Source organism: Pseudomonas sp. BSw22131 (assembly GCF_026810445.1).
In the GTDB taxonomy this organism is placed as follows: domain Bacteria; phylum Pseudomonadota; class Gammaproteobacteria; order Pseudomonadales; family Pseudomonadaceae; genus Aquipseudomonas; species Aquipseudomonas huanghezhanensis.
Map to the genome: position 1 here is coordinate 2,419,023 of NZ_CP113949.1, position 12,421 is coordinate 2,431,443.

General features: G+C 63.6%; 2 protein-coding genes (1 of these 2 running past the window's edge). Both read left to right on the forward strand.

Going from position 1 to position 12,421, the window contains the following annotated elements:
* Positions 1–10,896 carry the 3' portion of a non-ribosomal peptide synthase/polyketide synthase gene (locus OYW20_RS10835; RefSeq protein WP_268800676.1) on the forward strand. The gene continues 5,385 nt to the left of window position 1, outside the view, so the window shows 10,896 of its 16,281 coding nt (coding positions 5,386–16,281); the start codon falls outside the window, past its left edge; its stop codon occupies positions 10,894–10,896.
* The gene (locus OYW20_RS10840) at positions 10,889–12,298 is read left to right on the forward strand and encodes an aspartate aminotransferase family protein (RefSeq protein WP_408005487.1); all 1,410 of its coding nucleotides are present in this window, start codon (positions 10,889–10,891) and stop codon (positions 12,296–12,298) included. The genes OYW20_RS10835 and OYW20_RS10840 overlap by 8 nt, the downstream gene beginning before the upstream one ends.
* Positions 12,299–12,421: the final 123 nt, after the last annotated feature.

Here is a 12,421-nt window from a genome sequence, read left to right on the forward strand (position 1 = left end):
CTGGTCAAGTCGATGGACCTGGACGGCGCACTGCTCAATCAGGCGGCACGCCGTCAGCACGTCACCGCCAACACGTTGATTCAGGCGGTGTGGGTGTTGCTGTTGCAGCGCTACACCGGCCAGCGTCGGGTGGCATTCGGGGCAACGGTGTCGGGACGCTCGGCGCAAGTGCCGGGCATCGAACGCATGCTGGGCCTGTTCATCAACACCTTGCCGCTGGTGCAGGCGCCCGAGTCGCAGCAGGTGGTGGGCGACTGGCTCAATGAGTTGCAGGCGCACAATCTTGAATTGCGCGAGCACGAACACACGCCGTTGTTCGAGGCGCAGCGTCACGCGGGGCAAGCCGGGCGTGATCTGTTCGACAGCCTGCTGGTGTTCGAGAACTTCCCGGTGGACGCCGTGCTGCGTGAAAAACGCGCGGGTGGCGTGAAGCTGGGGGCCGTTGAACTCAGCGACAAGACGCACTACCCGCTGAGTCTGGCGGTGGTGGCGGGCGTGCAGGCCCATGTCCACGTCAACTACCACAGCAACGTGTTCAGCGCCGAGCAGATCGAACGCCTGTGCGGGCATTTCCAGCAACTGCTGGACGGAATTTGCCGCTTCCCCGAGGCACGCATCGGCGAGCTGCAGATGCTCACGGCGCTGGATCGAGACGCGCTGGAATCCTGGAACAACCCGCCGTTTTCCTCGTACAGCACACGCCCGATTCACGAGCTGATCGCCGATCACGCACGCCTGCGTCCCGAGGCCATTGCACTGGTCCACGGCGAGCAATCGCTGACGTTCGCCCGGCTCGATCAACGGGCCAACCAACTGGCCCACGCCCTGCGCGGTCTGGGCGTGACCACCGAAGTGCGGGTGGCGATTGCCATGGAGCGCGGGATTGATCTGTGGCTGGCGTTCTTCGCCGTGCTCAAGGCTGGCGGTGCCTACATTCCGCTGGACCCCGATTACCCGACCGAGCGCCTGCGTTACATGCTCGAAGACGGTGGCGTGAAACTGCTGATCAGCCACGACGCGGCGCTGGACCGGGTGCCGGTGGGCGACGTTGCGTTGCTCAATCTGGACCACCTGGATGTTGCTTCGCAGCCAACCACTGCACCAGACACCGTCATCCATCCGCAGCAACTGGCGTACCTGATCTACACCTCCGGTTCGACTGGCAAACCCAAAGGCGCGGCCATCGCCCACGGCGATATCTCGATGCACATCCAGACCATCGGCGAACGTTACCGCTTTACGCCGCAAGACCGTAAATTCCACTTCCTGTCGATCAGCTTCGACGGCGCCCACGAAGGCTGGATGATGCCGCTGTGTTACGGCGCCCGAGTCGTGCTGCGCGACCAGGAATTGTGGAGCGTTGAACAGACCTACGACACGCTGATTCGCGAAGGCATCACCGTGGCCTCATTTCCGCCCAGCTATCTGCGTCAGTTGTCCGACTGGGCGGGTGTTCAGGGCAAAGGGCCGGGGGTCAAAACCTACTGCTTCGCCGGAGAAGCCTTCAGCCGCGAAATGCTGCACGACGTGATTCGCAATTTGCAGCCCGAGGTGATCATCAACGGCTACGGTCCGACCGAAACCGTGGTCACGCCGACGCTGTGGCTCGCGCCTGCGGCCACCGCTGACTTCACCACCGCTTATGCGCCAATTGGTGATCTGGTGGGGGATCGTCAGGGCTACGTGATGGACGCCGATCTGAACCCGCTGCCCCAAGGGATCGCCGGCGAGTTGTACCTGGGCGGTGCCGTGGCCCGGGGTTATCTGGACCGTCCGGCCGCGACCGCCGAGAAGTTCGTGCCGCATCCGTTCAAAGCGGGCGAGCGTTTGTACCGCAGCGGCGACCGCGTGCGACTCGGCGCCAATGGCCAGCTTGAGTACCTCGGGCGCGTGGATCATCAGATCAAGCTGCGAGGCTTCCGCATCGAGGCCGGGGAGATCGAAGCCGCGCTGAAAGCCTGCGACGGCGTGCGCGAAGCCTTGGTGGTGGTGCGCGATGGCCCGCAAGGCAAGCGTTTGCTGGGTTATGTCGGCGGCAATGATCTGAGTGAGGACAGCCTCAAGCAACAGCTCAAAGGCCAGTTGCCGGAGTACATGGTGCCGGCGCACATCGTGATCATGGCGCGACTGCCACAGTTGCCCAACGGCAAACTGGACCGCAATTCGCTGCCCGATCCACAGGTCAGTTCCGGCGACTACCAGGCGCCGCAGACCCCGCTCGAACAACAACTGGCGCGCCTGTGGCAGCCGTTGCTGGGCATCGAAGCCGTGGGCCGCAACGATCACTTTTTTGAGCTGGGCGGGCATTCGTTGCTGGCCATGCAACTGATTTCTCGGCTGCGTCATGAGCATGGGTTGAGCGTGCCGTTACGAGCGCTGTTCGAGGCGCCGCGCCTGAGCGATTTCGCCCTGTTGATTGGGCAGGCCGTGCAGCCGACGGCGCAACTTGAGCTGAAGGCGCGCCACGCCAGCAGCGCTGCGCAGTCGTTCTCGCAGCAACGTTTGTGGTTCCTCGACCAGCTGCAACCGGGCGGCCACGCCTACAACCTGCCGGGTGCCATCCGGCTGCTGGGCGCTTTGGACGAAGCGGCGTTGCAGGCGGCGTTCAACGGGCTGGTGGCGCGTCATGAAGTGCTGCGGACAGGTTTTACAGCGGGTTCGCCGTTGCCGTTGCAGCGCATTGAAGCGGTCAGCGAAGTGCTGATCGAACGACTGGAGCTAAGCCAGGACGCAAACGTCGAGGCCGCGTTCGACGAGTTGGCGCAAGCCTTCGTCCAGCGCCCCTTCGACTTGTCCCACAGCCCGGTCTGGCGCGTGGCGCTGGTGCGCATCAACGACAACGAACAGCGGCTGTTGCTGTGCCTGCACCACATGATCTCGGACGGCTGGTCGGTGCGCGTGCTGTTGCACGAGTTCAGCGAACTGTACAGCGCCGCAGTGGAGCAACGTGATGCGCAACTGGCCGATTTGCCGGTGCAGTACGCCGACTTTGCCGTGTGGCAGCGTGAATGGCTGGCGGCGGGCGAGGGTGCGCGGCAGTTGCAGTATTGGCGTGATCAGTTGGGTGATGAGCACCCGGTGCTGGAGCTGCCGACTGACCGCCCACGTCCGGCGCAGCAAAGTTACCGCGGCGAGCGCGTGATGTTCGATTTCGACGCCGACTTCAGCCAGCGCCTGCGCAGGTTTGCCAGGGCTCGGGGCGTCACGCCGTTCATGGCGATTCTGTCGGCTTATCAGGTGCTGTTGCAGCGCTTGAGCGGGCAGAACGACCTGCGCATCGGCGTACCGATTGCTGGCCGTTCGCGGCTCGAAGTGGAAGGCCTGATCGGCTTCTTCGTCGGCACCCAGGTGTTGCGTGCCGAGCTGACCGCCGAACACTGTTTTAGCCAGGCACTGAACCACGCCAAGGCCGCCACGCTGGGCGCGCAAGCCCATCAGGATTTGCCGTTCGAGCAGTTGGTCGAAGCGCTGCAACCCCAGCGCAGCCTGAGCCATAACCCGTTGTTCCAGGTGGCGTACGACCATCAGCAGCGCGATTATCAGCCGCTGTCCGGTCTGCCGGGTGTGCAGGCGCAGGTGTTGCCGCTCAACGATGGCAGCAGCCAGTTCGACCTGATGCTCAACACCGAAGAAGACGCCAATGGGGCGTTCAGCGGGTCGTGGACCTACGCTTCGGACCTGTTCGACCACGCCACGGTGGAGCGTTTGCATCAGCGTTTTGTGACGCTTTTCGAACAGTTGCTGGGCGCGGCTGAAAGGGCCATCGGCGACTTCCAATTGCTTGATCAGCAAGACCGCCAGCAGCTGGCGTTGGTCAACGACACGACTCGCGACTGGGCAAGCGACGAGCCGATTGTGCAGCGCCAGTTTGAGCGTCTGGCGGCTTTGCACCCCGAGCGCCAAGCCTTGCGCTTTGGCGACCAGGTATTGAGTTACGGCGAACTTGATCAGCGCGCCAATCAGCTGGCTCATCACTTACGCGCTTCGGGCGTTGGCCGTGAATCGCTGGTCGGCGTGGCTGCGTTGCGTTCGGTGGAGATGGTGGTTGCGCTGTATGCGGTGGTCAAGGCGGGTGCGGCCTACGTGCCGCTGGACCCGGAATACCCCGCTGACCGACTGCGCTACATGCTGGAAGACGCGGGCGTTAAGTGGCTACTGACCCACAACGCGGCTCTGGAAAACCTGCCACAGGTCGAAGGCGTGCAGGTTTTGAATCTCGAACAGCTGGACCTGAGCCAGCACCCCAAAACCGCGCCAAACGTCGAGATCCATCCCGAGCAACTGGCGTACATGATTTACACCTCGGGCTCGACCGGCAAACCCAAAGGCGCAGGTAATACACACGCGGCGCTGTTCAACCGCCTGGCGTGGATGCAGGACGCGTATTCGCTTGATGCAACCGACGCTGTGTTGCAGAAAACTCCGTTCAGCTTCGACGTGTCGGTGTGGGAGTTTTTCTGGCCGCTGATGGCCGGCGCGCGTCTGGTGCTGGCGCAGCCGGGGGATCATCGGGATCCGCTGCTGTTGAGCAAACTGATCAGCGATCACGCCATCACCACGCTGCACTTCGTGCCGTCGATGCTGGCCGCGTTCATGGCTCAAGAAGACCTATCGGGCTGCGACTTGCTCAAGCGCATCATCTGCAGCGGCGAAGCGTTGCCCGCCGACTTGCAACGCGAGACCTTGCAGCGCTTGCCGAACGCAGGTTTGTACAACCTGTACGGCCCGACCGAGGCCGCCATCGACGTCACGCACTGGACCTGCCGCAACGAGCCCGGCGCCACGGTGCCGATTGGTCAGCCGATTGCCAATCTTCAAATCCACATTCTCGACAGCCGTCTCAACCCGCAACCGATTGGGGTGCCCGGCGAGCTGTACATCGGCGGCGCGGGCCTGGCCCGGGGTTATCACCAGCGTCCGGCAATGACGGCTGAACGCTTCGTCGCCAGCCCGTTTGGCAACGGCGAGCGGCTCTACAGAACCGGCGATCTGGCGCGCTGGCGGCAAGACGGTGCGGTGGAATATCTGGGCCGTCTTGATCATCAGATCAAACTGCGCGGCCTGCGCATCGAGATCGGTGAGATTGAGTCAGCGCTGCTGGATCATCCGCATGTCAGGGAAGCGGTGGTGGTGGCGCGGCAATTGGCGAGCGGCATGCAACTGGTGGGCTATCTGGTTGCCGAAGTGGGCACTGAACTGTTCGACGAAGCGCAACTGCGTAATCAACTGAAACAGCGTCTGCCGGATTACATGATCCCGGCGCATCTGGTGACGCTGGAACGCTTTCCGCTCAGCGCCAACGGCAAACTGGACCGCAAGGCGTTGCCCGAACCGCAGTTGCAACAGCGTGCGTTCGAGGCACCGCATGCTGGCGTTGAAACCCAACTGGCCGCGCTGTGGCAAGACTTGCTGGGCGTGGCGAAAGTCGGTCGACAGGACAACTTCTTCGAGCTGGGTGGTCATTCGCTGCTGGGCATTCAACTGGTGGCGCAGGTGCGTCGTGACCTGCGCCTGGAGTTGCCGTTGCGCGCCGTGTTCGAGTCGCCGCGGTTGGCGGATCTGGCGCAGTACCTCGTCACGCAGGCCGTGGCCGCTGCCATGCCGCCGTTGCTGCCACGTGTCGAAAGCGATTTCGCGCCGCAGTCGTTTGCGCAACAGCGCTTGTGGTTCCTTGCGCAACTGGAGCCGCAAAGCGCGGCCTACAACTTGCCGTGCGTGCTGCGCCTGACCGGCGATCTGCAGGTCGAGGCGTTGCAGCGCAGCTTCGATGCGCTGGCCCGACGTCACGAAACGTTGCGCACCTGTTTCTGCCCCGGCGAGGAGGGCGTGCCGCTGCAACGGATTCTGCCCGTTGCCAGCGTGACGATTGAGCAGCACGACGTTTCGGTTGGGCTGACAGCTTCGCGTGCAAGCCTCGCTGCGACAGGGGATCAGTCGCTGATCGACCCTCAAGCGCAGTTCGCGGCACTGGCCCAGGCCTTCATGGCTGAACCGTTCGATCTGGACGCCCAGCAGGCGCCGTGGCGTGTGGCGCTGGTGCGGCTGGCGGATGATCAGTGGGGCCTGCTGATGTGCATGCACCACATCATCTCCGATGGATGGTCGGTGCAAGTGATGCTCGAGGATTTTGCGGCGCTGTACCGCGCGCACTCCACCGGCATCGACCCGCAATTGCCGGAGCTGACCGTGCAATACGCCGACTACGCCACCTGGCAGCGTGAGCACCTGAGCGGTCGTGAACGTGAGCGGCAACTGAGCTGGTGGCGTGACGCACTGGGCGATGAGCAACCGGTGCTGGAGTTGCCGGCCGATCGTTCGCGTCCCGCCGAGCGTGACGGCAAGGGCGGGCGCCACGGGTTCATCCTGCCGCAGACGTTGGCGGACGCACTGCGCAAGACTGCGCGGGACCAGGATGCGACGTTGTTCATGCTGTTTCTCGCGGCCTTCGACAGCCTGTTGTATCGCCTCACCGGGCAGCGCGATGTGCGCATCGGTGTGCCGGTGGCGGGGCGCGCCGAGGTGCAGACGCAAAGCCTGATCGGCTTCTTCGTCAACACCCTGGTGCTGCGCGCCGAAGTCAGCGGCGACCAGCCGTTCAGCCGATTGCTGGCGCACGTCAAAGAGAACCTGCTCGGCGCCCACGCGCATCAGGATCTGCCGTTCGAGCAACTGGTGGAAGCGCTGCAACCGGCGCGCAGCCTGAGCGTCAATCCGCTGTTTCAGGTCAGCTATAACCACCAGCTGCAACCTGATCTGTCGCTGTTGCAGTTCGACGGCCTGAGCTGCGAGCCGCAACCGTGGGCCATCGATGGCACCCAGTTCGATCTGGTGCTTGGGACGTTCGAACATCAGGACGGGCGCATCAGCGGCTATCTGGATTACGCCACTGATCTGTTCGACGCCTCAACGGTCGAGCGCCTGTTCGGGCAACTGCTGACAGTACTGAGCGCGGTCTGTGAGCGTCCGGACACGGCCATTGGCGACCTGCCGCTGCTGACTGCCAGCGATCTGGCCGACCTGGAGGCGTGGAACACGCCAGCGTTTTCTCCTTACTCGCAGCGGCCTGTTCACGAGTTGATCGCCGACCACGCACGCCTGCGTCCCGAGGCCATTGCGTTGGTCCACGGCGAGCAATCGCTGACGTTCGCCCGGTTCGATCAGCAGGCCAATCAGTTGGCCCATGCCTTGCGCGGTCTGGGCGTGACCACCGAAGTGCGCGTGGCGATTGCCATGGAGCGCGGGATAGATCTGTGGCTGGCGTTCTTCGCCGTGCTCAAGGCTGGCGGTGCTTACATTCCGCTGGACCCGGATTACCCGACCGAGCGCCTGCGCTACATGCTCGAAGACGGCGGCGTGAAGCTGCTGATCAGCCACGACGCGGCGCTGGACCGGGTGCCGGTGGGCGACGTTGCGTTGCTCAATCTGGACCAGCTGGATGTTGCTTCGCAGCCAACCACTGCACCAGACACCGTCATCCATCCGCAGCAACTGGCGTACCTGATCTACACCTCCGGTTCGACTGGCAAACCCAAGGGCGCGGCCATCGCCCACGGCGATATCTCGATGCACATCCAGACCATCGGCGAACGTTACCGCTTTACGCCGCAAGACCGTAAATTCCACTTCCTGTCGATCAGCTTCGACGGCGCCCACGAAGGCTGGATGATGCCGCTGTGTTACGGCGCCCGAGTCGTGCTGCGCGACCAGGAGCTGTGGAGCGTCGAGCAGACTTACGACACGCTGATTCGCGAAGGCATCACCGTGGCCTCATTCCCGCCCAGCTACCTGCGTCAGTTGTCCGACTGGGCGGGTGTTCAGGGCAAAGGGCCGGGGGTCAAAACCTACTGCTTCGCCGGAGAAGCCTTCAGCCGCGAAATGCTGCACGACGTGATTCGCAATTTGCAGCCCGAGGTGATCATCAACGGCTACGGTCCGACCGAAACCGTGGTCACGCCGACGCTGTGGCTCGCGCCTGCGGCCACCGCTGACTTCACCACCGCTTATGCGCCAATTGGTGATCTGGTGGGGGATCGTCAGGGCTACGTGATGGACGCCGATCTGAACCCGCTGCCCCAAGGGATCGCCGGCGAGTTGTACCTGGGCGGTGCCGTGGCCCGGGGTTATCTGGACCGTCCGGCCGCGACCGCCGAGAAGTTCGTGCCGCATCCGTTCAAGGCGGGCGAGCGCTTGTACCGCAGCGGTGACCGCGTGCGCCTCAACGCACACGGACAGCTGGAATACCTGGGCCGTATCGATCACCAGATCAAGCTGCGGGGCTTCCGCATCGAGGCCGGAGAAATCGAAGCCGCGCTGAAAGGCTGTGATGGCGTGCGCGAGGCGTTGGTTATGGTGCGTGACGGCGTAGGCGGCAAACGCCTGCTCGGCTACGTGGGCGGCAATGATCTGAGTGAGGACAGTCTCAAACAACAGCTCAAAGGCCAGTTGCCGGAGTACATGGTGCCGGCGCACATCGTGATCATGGCGCGGTTGCCGCAGTTGCCCAACGGCAAACTGGACCGCAATGCCTTGCCTGAACCGCAACTGAGCAACAACGACTATCAGGCGCCGCAAGGCGAGCGCGAGCTGCAACTGGCGGCGGTGTGGCAAACGCTGCTGGGTATTGAACAGGTCAGTCGCCAGGACAGTTTCTTTGAGCTGGGCGGCGATTCGATTCAGTCGTTGGCGGTCATTACCCGCTTGCGACATGTAGGTCTGAAGCTGGTGCCCAGGGACGTGTTCAGCCATCCGCGCCTGCAAGACCTGGCGCTGCGGCTGACCACCGTCGAACCGGTTCTGCCGTCCGCCTTGCAGGATGAAACGCCCAGCGGCGAGTTGCCGCTGACCCCGATTCAGGCGTATTTCTTCGAGCAGTCGATGGTCAATCGTGGGCACTTCAACCAGTCATTGCTGCTGGAAGTCAAACGTCCGGTGGAGGCGCCGTTGCTGGCGCGTGCAGTGAATGCGGTGTTGCGTCATCACGACGCCCTGAATCTGAGCTTCACCCAGCGCGACGACCTGAGCTGGCAGCAGGCATACCGCCAGTTGCCGACGCCGGACGACGACCTTGCGCAACTGTGGGTCTGCGAAGTGGCTGATGACGCGCAATTGCTTGAGCTGTGCGAGCAGGCGCAACGCAGTCTGGATCTGCAAAACGGCCCGCTGTTGAGGGTTGTGCTGGCGCAGATGCCCCACGGTCAGCGCCTGTTGCTGGTGGCGCATCACCTGGTGGTGGACGGCGTGTCGTGGCGAGTGTTGCTGGAAGACCTGGCGCGTGCCTATTCGCAACTGGCGGCAGGCACCCCGGTGTCGCTTGGGCCTAAAGGCGTGAGCTATCAGCGTTGGGCGCAACAACTGGTGTCGGTTGCTCAAAGCCCGGCGCGGGAACATGAAGCGGCGCAGTGGCTTGAACAGGTGGGCAGCGCCGATCAGGCCTGGCCGGTGGAGATGCCGCAGGGCAGCGCCACACAGGCGGACCTTGAGCAGTGCGAACTGCTGTTTGATCAGGCGCAGACCCGTCGCTTGTTGCGCGAAGCCCCGGCGGCACTCGACGCCCGAGTGGATGAAATCCTCCTCGCGGCGCTGGTGCAGGCGCTTGAACGCTGGGGCGGTCTTGACCAGAGCCTGATTGCCCTGGAAGGCCACGGCCGCGAGGCGTTGTCCGAATCGCTGGATGTAGGGCGCACCATTGGGTGGTTCACCAGCCTGTTCCCGGTGCGGCTGCGTTCGGTGGGCAGCATCCGGCAGACCTTGCACAGCGTGCGTGACACGCTTCGCGGCCTGCCCGACAAGGGCGTCGGCTTCGGGCTGTTGCGGTATCTGGGCACCGAGGCGACGCGTCGGCAACTTGCTGATCTGCCCGAGCCCAAGGTGGTGTTCAACTACCTCGGCCAGTTCGACCAGGACTTGGGCGATGGGCGATTCGCGCCGGCCAAGACCTCGGCCGGGGCGCTGATTGATCCCGCAACACCTTTGAACCGCGAGCTGGAAATCAACGGTCAGGTGTACGCCGGGCAACTGGGGCTGACCTTCCGCTTCAGCGGTCAGCGCTACCGTCGCCAGACCATTGAGCGTTTGCTCACGGCCTATCGCGATGCGCTGGTGGAGCTGCTGGACAGCGTGCCGTCGGTGCAAACCCCGGTGGCGACGAGCGTGGTGTCCGCTAACGGGCTCAACCCGCTGATCCGTCTGAGCAGCGGCGCCAACGCCCATCCGCCGGTGTTCTGTGTGCACCCGGTCAGCGGCACCGTGGTGGGTTATTACGCCCTGGCGCGTCGATTGTCGGCGCAGTGGGACGTATGGGGATTGCAGAACCGTCAGGTCCTGAATGCCAGCTGGCGCGACACCTCCATCGAGCAAATGGCCCGGGATTACGTCAAGGCCATGCTTGAGCAGCAACCGAGCGGGACGTACCGCCTGATCGGCTGGTCGATGGGCGGCACGATGGTGCTGGAAATGGCGCGGCTGCTGGCGCGGCTGGGCAAACGTGTGGAATTCGTGGGCCTGATCGACGGCTACGTGCCGGGCGCCGGGCAGCCTCGTCCCGCGATGCCTGAACCCGCCATTAGCGATGGCGATGTCGAGGGCGACGAGCACTGGCAACAGTTGCTGGCGGTGGAGCGGCACATGCGCCAGTTGGCCAATCAATGCCAGACGGTTCATCCGTCCAGCGCACCGGTTCATGCCTGGTGGGCCACGCGCTCGCCGGAAAACAACGACAACGCACCGGCCCTTCTGGAGTCGGGCATGGGTGGCCCGTTGCAGGCTTCGGTCTGGATCGACGCCGACCACCTCTCGATCGTCCGTGATCAGCTGTTTATCCATCAACTGGCCGAGTCCCTCGGGCAGGTTTCTGAACGACCTCATTCGCAGGATTTCCAGGAGCAGGAATATGCATAGCCACACCAACGTGACGCCCATCTCCGACCTCAGCCCGGACGCGATGCTGGCCCACGCCGATTACCGGTTTGCGCCCACTCCACGCCTCGAACGCCAGGCCTCGGTGGAATCCAACGCGCGCAGCTACCCGCGCCGCATCCCGCTGGAACTCAAGCGCGCTCAAGGCATTCATGTTCAGGACAGCGAAGGGCGCTGGTTCATCGATTGCCTGGCCGGGGCCGGCACTCTGGCTTTGGGGCATAACCACCCGCAAGTGGTGCAGGCGATGCGCAATACGCTCGATGGTCAGCGCCCGCTGCACACGCTGGACCTGATGACTGAAGCCAAGGACGATTTCATCAGCGAGCTGTTTGCCCTGTTGCCTCAGGATTTTGCAAAAGACGCGCGCATCCAGTTTTGCGGGCCGGCCGGGACCGATGCGGTGGAGGCTGCGCTGAAGCTGGTGCGCACCGCCACCGGTCGCAGCAACCTGATGGCGTTTCACGGCGCCTATCACGGCATGACCCAGGGCGCGCTGGGCCTGATGGGCAATCTGGGGCCAAAGGCTTACTTGGGCGGGCTGGCGTCGGGCGCGCAGTTTTTGCCGTTTCCTTATGACTACCGTTGCCCGTTTGGGGTGGGGGGCGAGCAGGGTGAGCGCATCGGTCTGCATTACATCGAGACCCAGCTCACCGACCCGGAAAGCGGCGTGTTACTGCCGGCGGGCATGATCCTCGAACCGCTGCAAGGCGAGGGCGGCGTGGTGCCGACCTCGGCGAACTGGTTGCGCGAAGTGCGGCGCATCACGCAAGCGGCCAAGGTGCCGCTGATTCTTGATGAGATCCAGTGCGGTGTCGGTCGCACCGGAAAGAATTTCGCCTTCGAACACGCCGGCATCACGCCGGATGTGCTGGTGCTTTCCAAGGCCATTGGCGGCAGTCAGCCGATGGCGGTGGTTGTGTATCACAAGTCGCTGGACGTCTGGAAACCGGGCTCCCACGCCGGCACATTCCGCGGCAATCAACTGGCAATGGTCGCCGGTTCGACCACGCTGCGCATCGTTCGCGAGCAGCGGCTGGATCTGCATGCCGCTGCCATGGGCGAGCGTCTGACCGGCCACCTGCGCGGGCTGCAAAAAGACTACCCGCAACTGGGCGACGTGCGCGGCATGGGGCTGATGCTGGGCGTCGAAATGGTCAATCCCGATGGCCGCGCGGACGCGCTGGGTCGTCCGCCGCAGGACGGCGCATTGGCGTCGGCCGTGCAGCGCCAATGCTTGCAGCGTGGGTTGATCATCGAGGTAGGCGGGCGGCACTCCAGCGTCATTCGTTTCCTGCCGCCACTGATTATCACTGCAGCACAAATTGATCAGGTGGCTGACATCTTCGCCGCCTCCGTGGCGGCAGCGGTAAACCTGCGTTGATGCGCGGATCGAACGCCAGGGAAGGCGATTTGATATTAAGCGTAATCACAATGGTAATAGGAATGGTTCTCTGTTACATTTTCTCGCTTTTTGACATACAACGGTACAAAAGGGGCTGGGGCC